Origin of the sequence: Bacteroides bouchesdurhonensis, from assembly GCF_900155865.1 — a bacterium.
Classification (GTDB): domain Bacteria; phylum Bacteroidota; class Bacteroidia; order Bacteroidales; family Bacteroidaceae; genus Bacteroides; species Bacteroides bouchesdurhonensis.
The window spans coordinates 2,927,310-2,949,208 of sequence record NZ_LT707006.1 but is presented as its reverse complement, the minus strand read 5'-3'; the positions used below and the strand labels follow the sequence as shown (position 1 = coordinate 2,949,208).

Here is a 21,899-nt window from a genome sequence, read left to right as displayed (position 1 = left end):
ATATGGAAACAACATCTGTGAAATTCTATTCACTCAATTATAGTGATATAAAGACATATTTGTCAGCCTCTTTATTCATTGTAGGCAACATCCTTTTCCCTCAACTTTTTCATCTCATTCCCCAAGGTGGAATAACTTGGCTGCCAATTTATTTCTTTACATTAATCGGTGCTTATAAAGTATGGTTGGAAAGTAGGTCTACTGACAGCTGTCCTTTCTCCTGTGATTAACTCTTTATTATTTGGTATGCCAATGCCAGTCACATTGCCTGCTATTCTTTTGAAATCAATATTACTGGCTATTTCTGCCGGATGGGCTGCTCAACGCTTCGGACGTATATCTATTCCTATTTTAGTTGGAGTAGTTTTAAGTTATCAGATAGTCGGTACTTTAGGAGAGTGGATCTATGTTGGTAATTTCTTTAAAGCTATTCAGGATTTTCGTATAGGTATCCTTGGTATGTGTTTACAAGTATTTGGAGGTTATTTTCTTATCAAATATTTGATTCGTAGATAATAACGAGATACTTCATATCATAAACAAGAGGTAACACTTTATTGTAAAAAGAGGTACCTCTTGTTTTTATTCTGCAGATGTTTAATTTAGTTTTTTCTTATATACCCATATACTCAATAGAAAATAGATTCCTGCCTGACCCCACAAAGTGATGTATTCCGGTCGGATGTCAGCCATACTGGCTCCCATTGAGTTTAACTTCACAAAAGCAAGTGTACCCGGTGCTGCCGGAAGAATGTAATGAGCTGCTTTCCAATACCATGGCATTAACTCCATTGGATAAGAAACTCCCGAGAGGAAAATCAATCCAACTGAGAAGAAGGCTATCATAAGTAAGGGTGCTTCCGAATCTGTAAAATAACGCGAAGCTGCTAATCCGAGAAACGAAGTAGCTATGAGATATGGAATCATCAATAAGACAATGTATAATCCATTGCCAATATTAGGAATACTAAAAAAATATGGAAGCAGGCCTAACAAGAACAAAGCGAAGACAGCATATAGACTGCAATATACAAAAGTCTTTCCCGCCACAATACGCGTAGCGTTTCCCCATCCTTGTCCAAAAGGTATATACACCCGAATTCCTCTCGTACTATATTCTTCTCCGGTTACCATCCCGATAACCATTAATAATGTTTGAAAAATAATAATCATCATAACTGCCGGAATTAAATAAGATCCATATCCCTCTGTGTAATTGTAAAGTGCCGTTCCAGAAACATTGATAGGTTGTGCCATCGCTACAGCCAATAAACCTTGAGGAGGTAGAAAGACTGCTCCATCCGGACGATATTTATCGTTGATTGCCAACATTACTAATGAAGAGGAGCCTTGTAGAGCTTCAAAATATAGAAAAGCGTCAGTTGTAGCATATAAAGAGAATACTGCTTCATCTCCCCGGAATACCCGTTCTTCAAAATCATGGGGTAGATAGATAATTCCTTGTACTTTTCCTGTTTTCATCCATTCTTTCGCTTCATGATAGTCTATAGCCTGATCATAAATTTCTGTTTGTGGGGTAGCATCCAGCCATCGAATAAAATTACGACTTAATTGGCTGTGAGAATTATCAACTACTGCTACCGGAACATTAGTTACGATATTAGGAGCATACATATAATTATAGAGTAATCCATATACGAAAATTCCTCCTATCAATACCAATAGGATAGCATAACTGGTACTGATAGCCACAAATTCACGACGGATGATGAACGATATCTGTTGTAATTTACTTAATTTTTTCATACTTATGACTTTCTATAGCTCGTTTCAAATGCGGAAGTAACAGGAAGGCTAACAAAGGGAATATACACAATATTACAGCCGTTGTCCAAAGATGAATAAATCCACTGCCACCGTAAAGCATCATTTGCATTGCTTCCGTAAAATGACGGACCGGAAAAAGGTAAGATGCATCCCTTACTAACGGGAACATATTAGGGACAGGAAAAGTTACTCCTGATAACGTGGCACCTAAAGAACCTACCATCGACACGATACTGATGATTAAGGAGATGGCAGGAAACAGTGAAAATAAGAACAAACCAAGAGCCTGCGTTGCTATAATGAAAAGAACAGTCATACTATTCATTAACAACCAACTTCCCTGAAAAGGGATGTGTAGAATACCAAACATTACATAATTGGCAAACCATCCTATTAGTATATAAATGATGGTATAAGGTAGTAATTTCCCTAATACAGCTGTTACCATATTACCTTTTGCAACAGTCAGCCATTCATCGGCTGTTCGGAACTTTATTTCAATACCCGTTGCATATACAGTGGTGAGTAAAATCAACACTTGAAATAATACAAAAAAGAAAGGCTGACTTAAATACACCGAATAGTCCAGACTCGGATTGTAAATAGGATGATTATTAGCCTGAACAGGTAATAAAAAAGTCGTAATTTGTTCTTGATCTACTCCTAATGCAACAGCTTGCATCACGATAGGAGAAAGAGATACAGGAGCCAGAGATGTTTCGAACGCTGCCATCAACTCACCGCCAACCGACATAAGTGCATAATGATAATAATAAGATAGAGTTGCATTCTTTCCGGTAATAGCGTCTTGTTCAAATTGAGGAGGAATAGAGAGATAACCATATATTTCCTTTTTCTGCACAGCTTCTCGGGCAGCAGCTTCATTTACAAAATGCTGTGTCACATTGAATGTAGGTACAGCTGATATATTACGGACAATCGCTCTGGAACTGGCTGTATTATCCTGATCGATAATACCGATAGGAATATTTTCCATTTGTCCATTGCCGAAAATTGTTGCCATAAAAAAGAGAGTGAACAGTGGGAGTACAATACACACGCCAAAGTAAAGACGTCGTGAAGTCATACGATGCCACTCTCTTAGCAACACTGCGTGAAAAGGATGATATGTTTGTGATGAACTCATGCTTTTAATCGTTTAGCGTCAATAATACGGACATTCCAGGACGCAAATCTTCTACTTTTTGTGTGGGACGAGCATGGATCTCGAAGGTACGTAAATCATAACTTCCCGTCTGTTTGGTTGATTTCCATGTAGCAAAACTACCCAGGGGACTAATATAATAGATTTTAAATTCAATATTCTCTTTTCCGATAGCTGGTACATTTGCAGTAAATGTTTCTCCCATTTTGAATTGTGGCATTAGATCTTCCCGTACATTGAGTACGACATGTACATCATTCATAACTACCAGATTCATAATAGGTGTTCCCGGGGCAACCAACTCTCCACGTTTTGGGAAAATAGTTGCAATCTGTCCGTCTTCCGGTGCAGTCAATCGGGCATCAACTAATAAAGCTGAGACTTCATCTACTGTACTTCGTGCAGCGTCCACCATACTGGCAGCAGATGCTTTGTCTTCTTTCTGTGCACCATCTACAGCCATCTGATATTGTTCGTATGCTGCCCGTTCGGCTGCTACTGCTGCTTTATACATTGCTTCTACTTCATCTTTTCGTTGAGAAGTGACTACACTATCATTATATAATGTAAGAATTCGATTATAAGTTGTTTTTGCTAATGTCAGATCACTTTTGGTTTTATTCCATAATTGCAATGCTGTAGCCACAATCTGTTTGCGGGTTCCTGCATCAATCTTTTTATTTTGTTGCATAGCTACTCGTTCCAAAGCATTTACCTGTTGGTATTTGGCATGTATTTCAGGACTATTGATAACGACAAGTGTATCGCCCTGACGTACCCAATCGCCTTCTTTTACGAAGAAAGTGTCAATACGTCCGGGAAGTTTCCCGCTGATACGAATTTCTGTTGCTTCTGCCTGTCCTTGCAGAACTAGCGGTTGTTTATGCATCAATATCATTCCCAGGACTGTGAAGATGGCAACTGCCAGCATGATGATGACAAAGGCCCAGGAAAGGGTTCTACTAGTTGGTTTCATTATTTCTTACGGTTTAGGTTGATAGTTTACAAATTGTTCCGGTGTGCCACAAAGTGAAAGTAAATTCATCAGTGCCACATCATATTCATAATAAGCAGCCAGTCGGGCTACTTTCACTTTCGAAAGCATTGTTTCCGCATCAATTACTTCAGTAGATGTTGCCATTCCCTCAGTGAAAGACTTTTTGCGGATACGTACTAATTCTTCACTCAATTTAATGGTTGCATTTAAAGCTTTTACATTGTCTTGGGCTTTTTGAAGTTGTGTATATAGTTTGTCTACTCCTACAGCCAGATCATCCCGAGCTTTCATTTGTCCCAAGACTAAGGTCTGTTGTGTCAGTTTCGATTGCCGGATACGTTTTTCACGATCCAAGCCATCGAACAGGTTCCATGTAAATCCGATTCCGATCATGGTACGAGGGACTAGATTACTTTGAATGCCATGAGAATAAAGGGTTTGTTTACCAAATAATGCAATATTCGGTAAATAACCGCTTTGATCGATGCGTACTTGTTGTTTGGCAATCTGTTCTTGCAAATATAATTGGTTGAGTAGATAGTTGCCACTTCCCACTGATAAATTGAAAAGCATTTTAGGAGGTAGGGAGTCATTCATAAACAAAGGAGAGGTAGGAACAATATTTTCATCCATATCTTTCTTGTTTAATAAGGTCTTAAGAGCACTTTGCATGACAGTTTCTTCTTTTTGGGCAGCTTCTAGTTCTCGTCTTGCTTCGTCCATATTTACTTGGGCAAACAAACGTCCTGCTTTATCTATCATTCCGGCTGCTTCTAGTTTCAGAGCATTCTCATAGTGCTTTTGCAGTCCTTTGTATGTTTCTTCCCGAACTGTCACAATCTGTTGTGCCAGTCGAAGCCCATAATAACTTTCGGCTAATAGATTTTGTTGGTTGGCAGAAACCTCTGCACGGCTTTCTCTAGCCAGATCTACCATTGTACGTCCAATATTTGTGGCACGAAATCGCTTACCTCCGGAAAAAAGTACCCATTCAGCCGATACATCAACTGTTGTTAGATTGCGGGGAGTCAAGGGAAAAATAAGTGTATTTGTTCCGATTTGGTCAAGGATAGATGAGATTATCTGATCATTTGGAATTATAGAATGCACAAAATCCTTAGCTGGATCCGTAAATTGAGACAGAGGTTGTTTTACCTCAATCTTTTCCGACATATGCACGAACGCTCCAGTAGACTGCAGGCTAGGATACCAAAAAGCATTTAACTTATCACGTTCAGTCTTTGCTATCTCTATACTTTTATCTGCTATTTTCAAACTCTGATTTCCTTGTTGGAGCAGCCGTAATGATTCTTCGAAACTTAACGAGGTCTGTGCCTTCATTTGAGTGCTGAGGAAAGTTAAAGCAAATAATACAAATATCAGTTGATTCTTTTTCATGTTTATCAAATCTTATTTTAGAGACTTTCTAACAGATAAAAGAACAACTTTGTTCACTTTTAGGTACTCTAAGAGCTAAATATTACAAAATGAACAAATTATAATTCTGTAGTATGATTGATTATGAGAACTGATTGTGCTACTTGAAATTTTTCTTTCACTAAAGAATGAAATTTTATTTGAGATATAAAAATAATGTTTACCTTTGCATCATCATTTCAGAAATACTTTTTGAGTGAATAATGCGGTAATAGCTCAGTTGGTAGAGCACTAGCTTCCCAAGCTGGGGGTCGCGAGTTCGAGCCTCGTTTACCGCTCTGTTAAAAATCAGATAGATAATGTCAGATATCTATCTGATTTTTTTTCATATTGCAATCACTAATATCACTACTTATTAAGAAATATCAGTTAAAGACGAATCCCCTGACATAAGTCATTATGAATAAAATAATGTATGAAGAATAGGCACAGTTCGTTCATTTTTCGTATTTTTGCATCCTGTTTTAACACTTAAGAAACTTAAATAGAAAAATATAATGGCAAAAGAACTGAAAGACCTGACCAAACGTAGTGAGAACTACTCTCAGTGGTACAACGATTTGGTGGTAAAAGCAGACTTGGCAGAACAATCTGCCGTACGCGGATGTATGGTGATTAAGCCTTACGGATACGCTATCTGGGAAAAGATGCAGCGTCAATTGGACGATATGTTTAAAGAAACAGGACATGTGAATGCTTATTTCCCATTATTAATTCCGAAATCGTTCCTTAGTCGTGAAGCAGAGCATGTAGAAGGATTTGCTAAGGAATGTGCTGTGGTAACACACTATCGTTTGAAGAATGCAGAAGATGGTTCAGGTGTTGTGGTAGATCCGGCTGCAAAGTTGGAAGAAGAACTGATTATTCGCCCAACTTCTGAAACAATTATCTGGAATACCTATAAGAATTGGATCCAATCTTATCGTGATCTGCCTATCCTTTGTAATCAGTGGGCAAACGTATTCCGTTGGGAAATGCGTACCCGTTTGTTCCTGCGTACTGCTGAATTCTTGTGGCAAGAGGGACATACAGCACATGCTACACGTGAAGAAGCTGAGGAAGAAGCACAAAGAATGCTGAATGTATATGCTGAATTCGCAGAAAAATATATGGCTGTTCCCGTTGTAAAAGGAGTGAAATCGGCCAATGAACGTTTTGCCGGTGCACTTGATACATATACAATTGAAGCTATGATGCAGGATGGTAAAGCATTGCAGAGCGGTACTTCTCATTTCTTGGGACAGAACTTTGCAAAGGCTTTCGACGTTCAGTTCGTAAACAAAGAAAATAAATTGGAGTATGTTTGGGCAACCTCATGGGGAGTTTCTACTCGTCTGATGGGTGCGCTTATTATGACTCATTCCGATGATAACGGTTTGGTTTTACCTCCACATCTGGCTCCGATTCAGGTTGTTATTGTCCCTATTTATAAGAATGATGAACAATTGAAACAAATTGATGCCAAAGTAGCGGGTATTGTTACCAACTTAAAAGCCATGGGCATTTCTGTAAAATATGATAATGCAGACAACAAACGTCCGGGCTTCAAATTCGCAGATTATGAATTGAAGGGAGTTCCTGTACGTCTTGTGATGGGTGGACGTGATCTTGAGAATAATACAATGGAAGTGATGCGCCGCGATACACTTGAAAAAGAAACTGTATCTTGTGATGGAATCGAGACATACGTTCAGAATTTGCTTGAAGAAATGCAGGCAAATATTTATAAGAAGGCATTAGATTATCGTAACTCACACATCACTACAGTTGATTCTTACGATGAATTCAAGGAAAAAATCGAAAAAGGTGGTTTTATCCTGGCTCATTGGGATGGAACAACTGAAACTGAAGAAAAGATAAAAGAAGAAACGAAAGCTACGATCCGTTGTATCCCATTCGATTCATTTGTTCCGGGTGATAAAGAACCGGGTAAGTGTATGGTTACGGGTAAACCTTCTGCTTGTCGTGTAATCTTTGCACGTTCTTATTAAGATAATTTTGATGTGAGAAAAATCCAACCTAGATCACATTAATTTAGTAAGAGTCTGAAATTCAATAGAGATTTCAGACTCTTTTTTTATTCATTTCAGTTTTATTTCAGAAATATCCTTTTTCTTTGTATTCGTACAAGAAAAGGAGGACTTTTTATGAAGGTATTAATTGTAGAAGATGAACCGGCTTTGAGAGAACTTATTCAACTGTCATTGGAGAAAGAACGTTATGTTGTGGAAACGGCAGACAGCTTTAATACAGCTTTATATAAAATAGAAGATTACGACTATGACTGCATTTTGCTGGATATCATGTTGCCGGATGGAAGCGGATTAGATCTTTTGGAGAAGTTGAAAGCGATGCATAAACGAGAAAATGTGATTATTATCTCGGCTAAAGACTCCTTAGAAGATAAAGTTTTGGGCTTGGAATTGGGAGCAGATGATTATTTATCAAAACCATTTCATTTGGTTGAATTGAATGCACGAATTAAAAGTGTTATTCGCCGTCACCAGAATAAAGGAGAAATAAATATTTGCCAGGGAAATGTGCGGATAGAACCTGATAAATTCAGAGTTTTCGTTGAAAATCAAGAATTGGAATTGAATCGTAAAGAGTATGATATCTTATTATACTTTATGAATCGCCCCGGAAGATTAATAAATAAAAATACATTAGCTGAATCCGTTTGGGGGGATCATATTGATCAGGTAGATAATTTTGATTTTATTTATGCGCAAATCAAGAATCTTCGTAAGAAGTTGAAAGACTCGGGAGCTAATATAAAATTAAAGGCCGTTTATGGTTTTGGTTATAAGATGATTGTAGAATAAAAGTAACTAGTCACGCCTATACATGAAATTAATATATTATATCATTCTACGTATTTCTATAGCTTTAATTCTCATTCTAACAGTTTGGGCTGCCTTTTTTTACGTCACGATGATTGACGAAATAAATGATGAAGTAGATGATTCGTTGGAAGACTACTCAGAGACAATCATTATCCGTGCCTTGGCAGGAGAGGAGTTACCTTCTAAAAATAATGGTTCTAATAACCAATATTATCTGACAGAAGTAAGCAAAGAATATGCAGAAAGCCATGACGATATCCAATATAAAGACTCTATGGTTTATATTGTAGAAAAGGAAGAAACGGAACCGGCACGTATTTTGACTACTATATTTAAAGATGACGAGGGACGTTATCACAAACTTACCGTATCTACTCCTAGCATTGAAAAAGATGATTTGAAAGATGAGATATTACTTTGGGTTATTTTTTTGTACGTCGCTTTATCGCTTTGTATTATTTCCATTTCAGTATGGGTGTTCTACCGGAATATGCGGCCTTTGTATGCGTTGCTCCATTGGCTGGATAGTTATCAAACAGGGAAAAAGAATGAACCTTTGAGAAATGATACTCAAATAACCGAGTTTCGTAAATTGAATGAAGCCGCTACCCGTTACGTTGAGCGTACAGAACAAATGTTCGAACAACAAAAACAGTTTATAGGAAATGCCTCGCACGAGATACAAACTCCGCTTGCTATCTGTCGTAACCGCTTGGAAATGTTAATGGAAGATGATTCATTAACTGAGAATCAACTGGAAGAACTGATGAAGACTCATCAAACGTTGGAATATATCACGAAATTAAATAAGTCCTTATTATTATTGACTAAAATAGATAACGGGCAATTTTCTGATACTAAAGATTTAGTATTGAATAACATCCTTAAACAGTATCTGAAAGATTACGAAGAAGTCTACGAGTATCGTAATATAAAAGTAACTATGGTAGAACAAGGTGAATTCCACGCAACAATGAATGAATCATTGGCTATTGCTTTATTGACTAATCTTTTGAAAAATGCCTTTGTTCATAATGTAGATGGTGGCTGTATCCATGTTGAAATTACTAAGCATAGTATAACTTTCCGGAATACAGGAACAAACTACCCATTAGATAAGGAACACATTTTTGAACGTTTCTATCAGGGGAGTAAAAAAGAAGGTTCTACCGGATTAGGGCTGGCCATTGCCGATTCTATCTGTCGTTTACAACATTTGAAATTACAATACTATTTCGAACAACAAGAACATTGCTTCGAGATCTCGTAATATAACTAAAATATATTGTTACCTGAGGGCACACTACCATGAGGCTTTGATTTAATGGAGGTGGACTTGGAATAGTTCCTTGCACTTGTTCTACTGTAAGTGGTCCGAGACTTCTGACGGAAGACGTTAACAACGTAGTTATCGCATTATTTTTTTCGATTTTCCTCTAAATTCCTAAATCTTTTCAGATTCTACTTTCATCTTTGCATTACGAAATAATTGATAATAGTATAAACCAATAAAAAAACGATGATTATGAAAAAGTTATTATTTTTATTAGTATGTTTGTTCACTTTACAAACAGTGGCAAGAGCTGATGATGACAAACCTATCCAGATTAGTCAAATGCCACAGCAAGCACAGTTATTTATAAAGAAATATTTTGCAGACAACAAGATAGCTTTGGCCAAAATGGAAAGTGACCTTTTTAATAAAAGTTATGATGTGATTTTCACTAATGGTAATAAAGTGGAATTTGATAAAAAAGGAAACTGGAAAGAAGTAGATTGCAAATATAGTTCCGTTCCTGCTGCTGTAATTCCCGAAGCTATTCAAAAGTATGTAAAAGACAACTATCCGGATACCAAGATACTGAAACTGGAACGGGATAAAAAAGAGTATGAAGTAAAGCTTACTAATCGAACAGAACTGAAGTTCGACATAAATTTTAATTTGATTGATATTGATATGTAATTTTTTTAAACTAAAACAAATATGAAACTAAAATTGTATCTTCTAGTGATTGCTCTAAGTGCTTGGAGCTTGCAAAGTTGTGATAGCGATGATGAATCAATCTCTGTTCCCATAGAATTACAGAATGCATTTTCGTCCAAATATCCCAATGCAGGTAATGTAAAATGGGAAACTAAGTCTGGTTATTATGTGGCAGACTTTCGTGATGGATATGAGACTTCGGCTTGGTTTTTGCCGGATGGTAATTGGTGTATGACCGAGACCGATATTCCTTATACCAAATTACCGGAAGCTATAAAAAACTCATTTGAAAAGAGTGAATATAAAGACTGGAAAAAAGATGATGTAGACATGTTAGAACGTCAGGGAATGGGAACTATGTATGTCATCGAGGTAGAGCGACAGGACCAAGAGGTTGAATTGTACTACTCGGAGGATGGTGTTTTGATAAAAAGTGTAGTAGATACAGATGATCAGGACAATTACTTACCGATCCCTCAGCTTACTGCTAAAATGAAATCTTTTATTGAAGGAAAATATCCGGAAGCAAAAATCATGGAAATAGATAAGGAAGATTCCGGTTATACAGAAGTCGATATTTTACATAATGGATCATCTAAGGAAGTATTATTTAATCAAGGAGGTGATTGGATATCTACCTCGTGGGATGTAGGCATCATACCTGTAACAGTTGGAACAATTATTAGCGAACAATTCCCCGACTATCATATTGATGATTCCGAATACTTTGAAACATCGTCTGAAGGATATTACTATCTTATTGAGTTAGAGGCAGATAATCTGCCAGATAAGAAAATTAAAATTACATCTGACGGTACTATTCTCTAATCTAAAAAATGGTGACACCATCCTGTGTGGATAGTGTCACCATTTGATATTTATAGTGTCATTATATGGGCAAGATAGCGTTACTCTTTTGTGTAACACTATTTTTCACGTTTCCTTTTCATTTCCGATTTTGCTTGTTGCCCAATACTATCGGATTCCAGCTTTTCGATCTTTTCAACTTCTTTCTTTTTCAAATTACGTATTTTCCACTTATTCCAGAAGAAAAGTTCCTTCCACTTATCGAAATCCTTTTTGTACATGACACCTACACCTTGCGTTGTCAGATTTGTCTTTGTGTAATAACGGTCATTTGTTTCATTATAAGCTTTTAACCGGATATCTCCCGAACGGCTCAATAACCATTCAGCTTCGAAGTCACCTATGAAATTTGTATTTGCCATAGGATTGTCACGATAACCAAAGTTACCATTAATCAACAGGCGGTTATTTAGTAATTGCCCCGATAAAATACCTTCTATTTCCATATCTGTCCAGCCCTTATCACCAGTACTCAGGTTTGTTCCGATATTCCAATTATTTGTTTCAAAAACTTGAGATAAAGCATTATTCAACTGTCCGGAAAGAGTAGAAGAGAGTACAGATGACATTACATTAGAATTTTGGTTATTACTTCGATTATTTTCAGTATAGAATTTACCGATTCCCAATAAATAAAGAATTTGCATATTCATCTGTTCTTCCGTACTAATATAATTTCTTACCAAGGTTTGGATCTCATCCCTCTCATTTGGTAGTTCAATTCCTAATTTTATAGTAGGGTGAACTAACATTCCACTCAAATACATAATACAATTAACACGGACATTGGGCTGTTGGATAACAGCTGCTGTAGCTTCATCCGGAATTAAATCATTCAAAGATGCTGAATTTACCGTATAAGATGCTTGAATATCCATATTAGCATCCAATGGAGTACCATTAAAATTGATTGTACTACCATCCTTTATCACAAAGTCCTTACGAATTACTTCTTGTAAACTAAACTTATATACTCCTTGACTAATTCGGTAACTGCCAAACATCTTCACATCCCCCTTGTTATAAAATTCGGTTCGGAGATTTCCTGTTCCTTTAGCACTAATATAATCCCCTGCAACCGGATCCATGATAATCCGCATTGTAGCGTCCGGAGTGGCATCTACCAGAATATTTAATCGAATATCGGTCTTTTGTTCATCTTCGACAGCTTGGCGTTTTTGTTGCATTTGTTCATAATATGACATTACCTGAACAGAATCCTGAATAGTGCGACGAGGTGTTTTATCTACAAATTTGATAAACTGATTGCTCGTGGCTGATGCCACATTTCCATTGATATAAGTAAAGTTTGTATTCCGGTTCGTTGTCATTGCTACATTAGCATCAAGTCCTTGTATGGCATTTCCGGTAAGTACGGCATTTCCTGTTCCATATACTGTTCCATAAAAAGGAATATCTGTGGATTCCTTCGTATTCATCATCAGCATATTATTAGCTTGTATCTCAAAGCGATAGTTAATGTTCTTGAAATGCTCAAAGTGTAAATATCCATTCATTGTTCCTGAATGTCCTTCCGCATCAGCAATTTGAATCCGATCGAACGTCAGCCCCGTAGGAGCAAGTCGAATTGTATCTTTAACAGCAAAGCGCGTATTTAAGATGTCGAATTTCATTGATGCATCTGTCATGACTGCACCGTCCAAGTTCAATCCTTTGAACTTACCATAGAAATGTACTTTTCCTGTAGCTCGTCCCTTGATGTCATTGGCTATCGACCTCATATAAAATTCAAGAAACTTCAAATTCAGTTGATTAGCTTCGATGTTTAGGTCAAGGCCGCTTTCAGGTTTTAAAGGATATATAATTCCGGTAACTCGTGATGGAGAACGGGATATATCTTTGATAGATGCATCCAAAAGGATACCTCTATTTTCATTATCCCAGGCACCATATACATTTAAATCTCCCAAGCGACCCTGATTCAACGAAAAGTTCTTTACGAACAAATGTGTATTCATCACTGGCTTTTTCAAGACTCCGCTGGCATAAGCTGTTCCGGAAGCATCTCCTTCAAAATTGACATCGTCGGATATACTGGCAATGTCAAAGACATAACCCATATTAATGTCCTTCAAATCAACTTTCACCGTATCTTCAGGATTTTCTGAGAGCCGTCCGTTGATACGTATATAACGGTCACGATGGCTAAAATAGAAATTCTTCACATCTACTTTACCCGAATCTACTACCACTTGTGAAGGGTGTATCTGCCATATTGTATCATTTAATATAACATCTGTTGGTTTTACATCAACTACCGTTTTTAATAAAGACTTTTCACCCTCCGTACGTAAAAACTTGGCTACAGCTGATAGCTGGCCACTATAGGTTGTTACCGCACTATTTCCCCAATTCAGAGTTGTACTGATGTTGTCATCTTTTGCCTGAGCATCCACTGATAAATTAACAGCTCCTTTTTTCTTCAGATTAGTCAGGCGAATTCTTGCACGAATATAATCAGAAGAATTCTCACATAAAACCATTCCCGATTCTATGTAATTGTCTTTATACTGAAAACGAGGAAAATATCCTTCTACCCGTATACGCTGCAAAGTATCATTGACATATCCCTTCAAAGTAGAATGAGTATATACACTCAGTGGAATATCAAAGACAGTAGATAAAATGTCGGTATTATATATGTTTACATCAAACTGAAAATTATTATGTGTCTCAATCGTTTTTTTAGGAGGTAATATCAAAGAAGGAATATATCGTCGTGTAATATTAAGAATGCTGACCGGCAACGTATGATATTGAAAATGTCCTTTTATACTTGCTGTCAGAAACTCAGATATTAGCTTAAGCTGGTTTTCATCGTTTTGTCGAGTAGCACTAATATTCATGTTTCTCATGAAATAATTTTTATCCGGACCATTAACTTCCAAGCTATCAATATTAATCTCTCCGATCATTTCATCTACAGAACCTCCTGAAAAATTAGCTTTTACTTTTAAAGAGAATTCTGTTTCAGGGTATTGAGGTGTCAAGTTCAAATCATTGGGACGAACCCTGGTAATCACTGCCAAGAAATCGAACGTCGGAACTTTTGAAGTAACATTGACATCTCCATTTAGATAAATAGAACCGTTGGGGTCATCCAATGCCACTTTTCCATTGAAGCCTCCTTGTTTATATTCACCGTCCAATGTGATATTCTCATATTTGTATCTACTATATTCTAATGAAGCTATCAGTCCTTTCAGTTCAACTGTAGGCAGTTGTTTATCAATGTGCCGCCCACGAATATCTAGATTAAATGTAATTTCTCCCAATTTATCATTCCCCAACAGTGTTCCTAAATCAAAATCTTCAGTCTTAACTGCTCCGGAATAAGCAAACAATCCCTTCACTTTATCAGAACTTAGTTTCAAGTCCATATTTACATTTCCGATACTAGTTGATAATTGACCATAGGTAACCAAGTCCGTAAAGTATCCGGATACTTCTCCACGGAAATTAATATTCCCTAAATGTTCTAATACGGGAGGTACTCCATTATAATTAGTACTTAAATTACGTACCAGAAAACCAACTCCACGAGAATTTGCAGCCAATTCTGAAAGTGTACCAAATACATATGCATCCTGTGGATGAGATAAATCTTGAAGTGATACATCTCCTGATAGCCGGAATTGCCGATTGTCAGCAGTGATCTCAAGATGAGAGCAGTTTAACTGATCAACTGTGCCATCAACTTCCATATCCAAAATTATCGGTTCTTTGAAATGTGACAAAGCGGGTACGAATGGAGCAATGTCTTTCAGAGTAATTTGTGACGGCAATGTACGGAACGAAAAACGAACCTTTTCTGAAAAATGGTCGAAGGCTTTCAGACTATCGTATTCCATACGAATTGTATCCATTTTCAAGAAAGTTTCAGGCAACTCAACAGCAAAGTTATCGATGCTCATCCGTTCTTTGTTAGCCACAAGCTTCATGCTCAGTTTCTTCAAAGAAAAGCCGGATATCTTTTCATCCAAACTTAACCGTTTAATACCTACATTCAACGAATCCTTGTTCATTGCCTTCAAAGATATGTTCGCAATGATATTTTGAAGCTGAATATGTTTCGCATTAAACTTTCCAGGTGTATTTTCCTCTGATAAAATATGATAAGACAGTTTCCCTCGACGAATTAAAACCGAATTAATACGCAAGTCCAAAGAATTGTCTTTCTTTACAGTATCTTTAGAAGCGAAAGCATCCAGAACAAACTTAAAGTTAGGAGGAGAGTCGGGAGTTTGTTTATTCAGATTGATATTGAAACCAAACAATTGAACACTACTGATAGATATTTTGCCTTTAAAGAAAGGAATAATATCAAATTTGGCAGACAGACGGGTGACTTTCAACATTTCCTCGTCATGCTGGTCGTTTAGCACTACATCATCAATAATAACACGATTTAATAATCCTATATTAATTCTGCCGATTGTCAGATGTGTATTTAATACTTTAGATAATTCTTCAGCTATGAACGCACTCATAGCACGCTGAACATTTGGAATATTCAGCAAAGTAATAGTCCCGATATATACTACAAGTACAATTCCGACTACCCAACGTACAGTCTTTTTCAGCGTTCTGATATGCGATAATTTTATTTTGCGAACAAAAATATAAAATAGTTCGTTATGAATCGTAGTTTTATCATTACTTTTGCACCGTTTAATAGTTTAATAACTTATGAGTGCAATAATATTAGGAATCGAATCCTCCTGTGATGATACGTCGGCAGCCGTAATTAAGGATGGTTATCTGCTGTCAAATGTGGTATCAAGTCAAGCTGTACATGAAGCTTATGGCGGCGTCGTACCGGAACTAGCTTCCCGGGCACATCAACAAAATATTGTACCGGTAGTACACGAAGCACTAAGACGGGCGGGTGTTACTAAAGAAGAATTGAGTGCGGTAGCATTTACACGTGGGCCGGGATTGATGGGGTCATTATTGGTAGGAGTTTCTTTTGCAAAAGGATTTGCACGTTCACTCAATATCCCATTGATTGATGTTAATCACTTGACAGGGCATGTTTTAGCTCATTTTATTAAAGCTGAAGGAGAAGAGAATAAACAACCGGAATTTCCTTTTCTTTGTCTGTTGGTTTCCGGAGGAAATTCGCAGATTGTATTGGTAAAAGCATACAATGATATGGAGATTCTCGGACAGACTATTGACGATGCTGCCGGAGAAGCTATTGATAAATGCTCTAAAGTAATGGGACTCGGCTATCCCGGTGGTCCTATTATAGATAAATTGGCACGTCAGGGAAACCCAAAAGCATTTACCTTCAGTAAACCTCATATTCCGGGACTTGATTATAGTTTTAGCGGATTGAAAACCTCATTCCTTTATTCACTTCGTGATTGGTTGAAGGAAGATCCCGACTTCATCGAACATCATAAGGTTGATCTAGCTGCATCTCTTGAGGCTACTGTTGTTGACATTCTCATGGATAAGTTGCGGAAAGCAGCCAAACAATATAATATAAAGGAGGTTGCTGTAGCTGGTGGAGTATCTGCAAATAACGGATTACGTAACTCTTTCCGCGAACATGCTGAGAAATATGGTTGGAATATCTTTATTCCTAAGTTTAGTTATACTACTGATAATGCTGCCATGATTGCTATTACAGGGTATTTCAAGTATCTGGATAAAGATTTTTGTTCTATTGAACTTCCTGCATATTCTCGCGTTACACTATAAGTATCTTTTTTATTGTCACTTGTCACTTTTAATGATAATAACCTGTTAAATAGTTATTTAAGTGGTGACAATTAAAGTGACAATAAGTGATAATAGAGAGTAAAAGTGATAATAAAAGTAGGAGAAACAATAATAAAAGCCAATCAAAAGACTATTACTCTTCTATTATCAATAGAGAACAAGAGAAATTGAAGCCTTCATTAAGTTGTTTTCTATATTGGGGTTTCCGTTTCACATACGAGATCTGATCGCTTCACGTACGTAGTCCGATGAGATCACGTACGTAAATCTAACGGATCATGTACGTGAAACGGGAGAATAGAATAATTCTAAAGGGTTAGTGCAATATATATACCTATATAATATAAGGTATAAGTACTATTAAAAGTATAAGGGAAAATATGTTTGCTGAGATTATTACCATTGGTGATGAATTGCTGATAGGGCAGGTCATCGATACAAATTCCGCCTGGATGGGGCAGGAACTAAATAAAATAGGTATAGAAGTTCTTCGGATTGTCTCGATCCGCGATCGAAAAGAAGAGATTATAGAAGCGATTGATAGTGCGATGAAAAGGGCAAATATTGTCTTGGTAACTGGAGGACTTGGTCCGACTAAAGACGATATCACTAAACAGACTCTTTGTGAGTATTTTCATACTGAATTGGTGTTCAATGAAGATGTATATGAGAATATCAAGCGTGTACTTGCCGGAAAAATACCGATGAATGCGTTGAATAAGAGTCAAGCGATGGTTCCCAAAGACTGTACGGTGATTAATAATCCTGTAGGAAGCGCATCTGTCAGTTGGTTTGAAAGAGGAGACAAAGTACTTGTGTCAATGCCCGGTGTTCCTCAGGAGATGACCGCTGTAATGAAAGAGTCCGTTTTGTCTAAATTACAGGAAAGATTTCAAACGGATGTTATTATCCATCAGACTTTCCTTGTACAACACTATCCCGAATCGGTACTGGCGGAAAAACTAGAACCATGGGAAACGGCTCTTCCTGAATGCATCAAATTAGCATATTTGCCAAAACTTGGGATCATTCGTCTTCGATTGACTGGAAGAGGAAAGGATAAAGCGAGATTGGTTAATATTCTTAATCGTGAAAAAGTAAAGTTAGAAGAAATTCTAGGTGAGGATATTTTTAGCGAAGAAGATACACCGCTAGAAATGATTGTGGGTGACCTTTTGAAAAAGAAGAAATTAACCGTTTCCACCGCAGAAAGTTGTACAGGAGGAAGTATTGCGGCACGCCTAACTTCTATCTCCGGAAGTTCTGAATATTTTAATGGGGGAATAGTGGCTTATTCCAACGACGTAAAGATGGGATTGTTGCATGTTTCGTCCGAAACATTAGCACAACACGGTGCTGTAAGTGAGGAAACTGTCATTGAAATGGTAAAAGGTGCGATGAAAGTACTGAAAACTGATTGTGCGGTTGCAACTTCCGGAATAGCCGGTCCAAGTGGAGGAACTCCAGAAAAGCCTGTTGGCACTGTCTGGATAGCTGCTGGTTATAAAAATGAAATCCGCACTTATAAGCAGGAAACAAATCGTGGAAGAACGATGAATATTGAAAGAGCGGGTAATAATGCATTGTTAATGCTTCGTGATCTCATCAAATAAAGAAAAATTGGTATTTATAAGTGAATTATTTAAAGATTTGCTTGTTTTATACGGATAAAAGTGCTTACTTTGCGTCCTGTTTGAAATAAGTTAGATATAAAACTATAAAAATAAGATAGAAATGTCGAAGATTTGTCAAATTACCGGAAAGAAAGCCATGATTGGCAACAATGTTTCACACTCAAAGAGAAGAACTAAGAGAACCTTTGATTTGAACTTGTTTAACAAGAAGTTCTATTATGTAGAACAGGATTGTTGGATCAGCCTTAGCCTTTGTGCTAACGGTCTGCGTATTATCAACAAAAAAGGCCTGGATGCTGCACTGACTGATGCAGTAGCTAAAGGTTATTGTGATTGGAAAAGCATTAAAGTAATCGGCTAAATAGTAGAGGAGAAAACTTACAATGGCAAAGAAAGCAAAAGGTAACAGAGTGCAAGTGATTCTGGAATGTACAGAACACAAAGACAGTGGAATGCCGGGAACATCTCGTTATATCACAACTAAGAACAGAAAAAATACTACTGAGAGACTTGAGTTGAAGAAATACAACCCAATTTTGAAGAGAGTAACAGTACACAAAGAAATTAAATAATAAAGATAGTATAACCCATGGCAAAGAAAACAGTAGCAAGTTTGCACGATGGTAACAAAGAAGGTCGTGCTTATACCAAGGTTATCAAAATGGTTAAATCTCCGAAAACTGGAGCTTACATTTTTGATGAACAAATGGTTCCAAATGAAAAAGTACAAGACTTTTTTAAAAAATAATCGAAATAGCATATACGCTATACATACAAAATCCCCTTATTGCTTGCCAACAAGGGGATTTTTTTTGCTTCTTTTTTTACTTTCTCAATCCTTTGTTATATCTTTGTAGCATAATGTATTATAGAAACAACCGGAATTATGGGATTTTTTAGTTTTTTTTCAAAAGAGAAGAAGGAAACTTTAGATAAAGGATTATCTAAAACCAAAGAGAGCGTTTTTAGTAAAATCGCTCGTGCTGTGGCTGGTAAGTCAAAGGTGGACGACGAAGTGTTGGATAATCTGGAGGAAGTATTGATAACTTCCGATGTAGGTGTAGAAACTACATTGAATATAATCAAAAGGATTGAAAAACGTGCAGCGGCTGATAAATATGTAAATACTCAGGAGTTGAATCATATATTGCGTGATGAAATTGCTGCGCTTTTGACCGAAAATAATTCGGATGATGTGGCAGACTTTGATTTGCCGATCGAAAAGAAACCGTATGTTATTATGGTAGTCGGAGTCAATGGAGTGGGTAAAACTACTACAATTGGCAAACTGGCTTATCAATTTAAAAAAGCGGGAAAATCTGTCTATCTAGGTGCAGCCGATACTTTCCGTGCTGCAGCAGTGGAACAATTGATGATCTGGGGAGAACGGGTAGGAGTACCTGTAATTAAACAGAAAATGGGCGCGGATCCTGCTTCTGTAGCTTTTGATACACTGAGTTCTGCTGTATCCAACAATGCGGATGTAGTGATCATTGATACTGCCGGACGTCTACATAATAAAGTGGGCTTGATGAACGAGCTGACTAAAATCAAAAATGTGATGAAGAAGGTTGTACCTACTGCTCCTGACGAAGTGTTGCTGGTATTGGACGGCTCTACCGGACAGAATGCTTTTGAACAAGCCAAACAGTTTACTTTGGCAACTGAAGTAACTGCCATGGCAATAACCAAACTGGATGGAACAGCCAAAGGTGGAGTTGTTATCGGGATTTCCGATCAGTTCAAGATTCCTGTAAAATACATCGGACTGGGTGAAGGTATGGAGGACTTGCAAGTTTTCCGCAAGAATGAATTTGTTGATTCCCTGTTTGGAGAGAATGCATGAAAAGAAGAAAAATAGACATTATAACTTTAGGATGTTCTAAAAACTTAGTTGATTCGGAACAATTGATGCGTCAATTGGAAGAGACTGGATATACCGTAACTCATGATACAGAAAATCCTGATGGAGAAATTGCAGTGATCAATACATGCGGTTTTATCGGTGATGCAAAAGAGGAATCTATTAATATGATTCTTGAATTTGCACAAAGAAAAGAGGAGGGCGACTTAAAGAAATTATTTGTGATGGGGTGTCTTTCCGAACGTTATTTGAACGAATTGGCTGTTGAAATACCGCAGGTAGACAAGTTCTATGGTAAATTTAACTGGAAGGAGCTTTTGCAAGACTTAGGAAAGGAATATCACGAAGATTTGTATTTTGAACGTACTCTGACGACCCCCAAACATTATGCATATCTGAAGATTTCAGAGGGATGTGACCGCAAATGTTCTTATTGTGCTATTCCCATTATTACAGGAAACCACGTCTCTAAACCCATGGAAGAAATTCTGGACGAAGTAAGATATTTGGTATCCCAAGGGGTGAAAGAATTTCAGGTAATAGCACAAGAACTGACTTATTATGGTGTAGACTTGTATAAAAAACAAATGCTTCCTGAACTCATTGAACGTATTTCCGAAATACCGGGAGTGGAATGGATTCGCCTGCATTATGCTTATCCGGCACATTTCCCTACAGACTTGTTTCGTGTAATGCGGGAACGGGATAATGTATGTAAATACATGGATATCGCTTTGCAACATATCAGCGACAATATGTTGAAGATGATGCGTCGGCAGGTAACGAAAGAGGATACTTATAAGCTGATAGAGCAATTCCGCAAAGAAGTTCCGGGCATACATTTACGTACAACTTTAATGGTGGGACACCCCGGAGAAACAGAAGAGGACTTTAAAGAATTAAAAGAATTTGTACGTAAAGTGCGCTTCGACAGGATGGGAGCTTTTGCATATTCGGAAGAAGAAGGTACATATGCTGCACAACAATATAAAGATTCTATTCCCCAAGAGGTCAAACAAGCCCGATTGGATGAATTAATGGATATCCAACAAGGAATTTCTGCAGAATTAAGTGCAGAAAAGATTGGCAAACAAATGAAAGTCATTATCGATCGGAGAGAAGGTGATTATTATATTGGACGGACGGAATTCGATTCACCGGAAGTCGATCCGGAAGTTTTAATCAATTCTATTGAACAGGAATTAAAGATCGGTTGTTTCTATCAGGTAGAAGTGATGGATGCAGACGACTTTGATTTATATGCAAAGGTTATAAATAGCTATGAATAATAAGGAGTTTACATCAGAACTGGCAGATAGGCTGGGATATACTATTAAAGATACTTTCGAATTAATAAATTCTTTATTGTCTGAGATGACACAAGGATTGGAGGAAGGGAATAATATTATGATATTGGGGTTCGGTTCTTTCGAGGTAAGAAAGAAAACAGAACGAATATCAATTAACCCTGTTACCAAACAGCGTATGCTGATTCCTCCCAAATTGGTTTTATCTTTTAAGTCTAGTTATATCCTAAAAGATAAGTTTAAATAAATACTTCCCATT

At 37.2% G+C, this 21,899-nt stretch carries 18 protein-coding genes, 1 tRNA gene and 1 pseudogene; 15 read left to right on the top strand and 5 right to left on the bottom strand.

The window, feature by feature from the left end; genetic code table 11:
* Positions 1–2 precede the first annotated feature (2 nt).
* Positions 3–516: pseudogene (locus tag CZ225_RS12400) on the top strand (ECF transporter S component).
* 81 nt (positions 517–597) lie between these two features.
* Here the strand turns inward: CZ225_RS12400 and CZ225_RS12395 are convergent.
* From CZ225_RS12395 to CZ225_RS12380, 4 genes are read right to left on the bottom strand one after another with little or no spacing between them, the layout of a single operon-like run.
* Positions 598–1,767 (bottom strand): ABC transporter permease, encoded by a 1,170-nt coding sequence (locus tag CZ225_RS12395; RefSeq protein WP_077154290.1) that lies wholly within the window; start codon positions 1,765–1,767, stop codon positions 598–600.
* A complete protein-coding gene (locus CZ225_RS12390; protein WP_077154289.1) occupies positions 1,751–2,935 on the bottom strand; it encodes an ABC transporter permease in 1,185 nt (394 codons plus the stop codon). Before CZ225_RS12390 ends, CZ225_RS12395 begins: the two co-directional genes overlap by 17 nt.
* Before the next feature lie 4 nt (positions 2,936–2,939).
* Entirely contained in the window at positions 2,940–3,929 is a 990-nt protein-coding gene (locus tag CZ225_RS12385) for an HlyD family secretion protein (RefSeq protein WP_077154288.1), read from the bottom strand.
* Between the two features lie 6 nt (positions 3,930–3,935).
* Positions 3,936–5,291 (bottom strand): TolC family protein, encoded by a 1,356-nt coding sequence (locus CZ225_RS12380; RefSeq protein ID WP_394334032.1) that lies wholly within the window; start codon positions 5,289–5,291, stop codon positions 3,936–3,938.
* 301 nt (positions 5,292–5,592) lie between these two features.
* On the opposite strand from CZ225_RS12380, the gene CZ225_RS12375 reads away from it, so the two are divergent.
* From CZ225_RS12375 to CZ225_RS12350, 6 genes are all read left to right on the top strand, one after another.
* Positions 5,593–5,665, top strand: a tRNA-Gly gene (locus tag CZ225_RS12375).
* A 219-nt stretch (positions 5,666–5,884) separates the two neighbouring features.
* Positions 5,885–7,378 carry a proline--tRNA ligase gene (gene proS / locus CZ225_RS12370; protein WP_077154286.1) on the top strand — a complete coding sequence of 498 codons (1,494 nt, stop codon included), beginning with the start codon at positions 5,885–5,887 and terminating at the stop codon, positions 7,376–7,378.
* A gap of 156 nt (positions 7,379–7,534) precedes the next feature.
* Entirely contained in the window at positions 7,535–8,212 is a 678-nt protein-coding gene (locus tag CZ225_RS12365) for a response regulator transcription factor (protein ID WP_077154285.1), read from the top strand.
* Between the two features lie 22 nt (positions 8,213–8,234).
* Positions 8,235–9,503 (top strand): sensor histidine kinase, encoded by a 1,269-nt coding sequence (locus tag CZ225_RS12360; protein WP_077154284.1) that lies wholly within the window; start codon positions 8,235–8,237, stop codon positions 9,501–9,503.
* 255 nt (positions 9,504–9,758) lie between these two features.
* Positions 9,759–10,196, top strand: a complete 438-nt coding sequence (locus CZ225_RS12355; protein ID WP_077155810.1) for a PepSY-like domain-containing protein — start codon at positions 9,759–9,761, stop codon at positions 10,194–10,196.
* Positions 10,197–10,217: 21 nt separating this feature from the next.
* Positions 10,218–11,045 (top strand): PepSY-like domain-containing protein, encoded by an 828-nt coding sequence (locus tag CZ225_RS12350; RefSeq protein WP_077154283.1) that lies wholly within the window; start codon positions 10,218–10,220, stop codon positions 11,043–11,045.
* Between the two features lie 98 nt (positions 11,046–11,143).
* Here the strand turns inward: CZ225_RS12350 and CZ225_RS12345 are convergent, their stop codons facing one another.
* Positions 11,144–15,595, bottom strand: coding sequence for a translocation/assembly module TamB domain-containing protein (locus tag CZ225_RS12345; RefSeq protein ID WP_077154282.1), 4,452 nt, complete (start codon positions 15,593–15,595; stop codon positions 11,144–11,146).
* Between the two features lie 199 nt (positions 15,596–15,794).
* Between CZ225_RS12345 and tsaD the strand changes: the two genes are divergently transcribed.
* From tsaD to CZ225_RS12305, 8 genes are all read left to right on the top strand, one after another.
* Entirely contained in the window at positions 15,795–16,814 is a 1,020-nt protein-coding gene (gene tsaD / locus CZ225_RS12340) for a tRNA (adenosine(37)-N6)-threonylcarbamoyltransferase complex transferase subunit TsaD (protein WP_077154281.1), read from the top strand.
* 401 nt (positions 16,815–17,215) lie between these two features.
* Positions 17,216–18,448 (top strand): competence/damage-inducible protein A, encoded by a 1,233-nt coding sequence (locus tag CZ225_RS12335; protein ID WP_077154280.1) that lies wholly within the window; start codon positions 17,216–17,218, stop codon positions 18,446–18,448.
* A gap of 121 nt (positions 18,449–18,569) precedes the next feature.
* A complete protein-coding gene (rpmB, locus tag CZ225_RS12330) occupies positions 18,570–18,830 on the top strand; it encodes a 50S ribosomal protein L28 (protein ID WP_077154279.1) in 261 nt (86 codons plus the stop codon).
* Between the two features lie 22 nt (positions 18,831–18,852).
* Complete coding sequence (rpmG, locus tag CZ225_RS12325) at positions 18,853–19,041, top strand: 50S ribosomal protein L33 (protein WP_002560155.1); 189 nt, start codon at positions 18,853–18,855, stop codon at positions 19,039–19,041.
* 17 nt (positions 19,042–19,058) lie between these two features.
* Positions 19,059–19,217, top strand: a complete 159-nt coding sequence (locus CZ225_RS12320; RefSeq protein ID WP_077154278.1) for a DUF4295 domain-containing protein — start codon at positions 19,059–19,061, stop codon at positions 19,215–19,217.
* Between the two features lie 138 nt (positions 19,218–19,355).
* Positions 19,356–20,315: a signal recognition particle-docking protein FtsY gene (ftsY, locus tag CZ225_RS12315; protein WP_077154277.1), complete on the top strand. Its 960-nt coding sequence runs from the start codon at positions 19,356–19,358 to the stop codon at positions 20,313–20,315.
* Entirely contained in the window at positions 20,312–21,622 is a 1,311-nt protein-coding gene (gene rimO, locus CZ225_RS12310) for a 30S ribosomal protein S12 methylthiotransferase RimO (protein WP_077154276.1), read from the top strand. The genes ftsY and rimO overlap by 4 nt, the downstream gene beginning before the upstream one ends.
* Positions 21,615–21,887, top strand: coding sequence for an HU family DNA-binding protein (locus tag CZ225_RS12305; protein WP_077154275.1), 273 nt, complete (start codon positions 21,615–21,617; stop codon positions 21,885–21,887). The genes rimO and CZ225_RS12305 overlap by 8 nt, the downstream gene beginning before the upstream one ends.
* Positions 21,888–21,899: the final 12 nt, after the last annotated feature.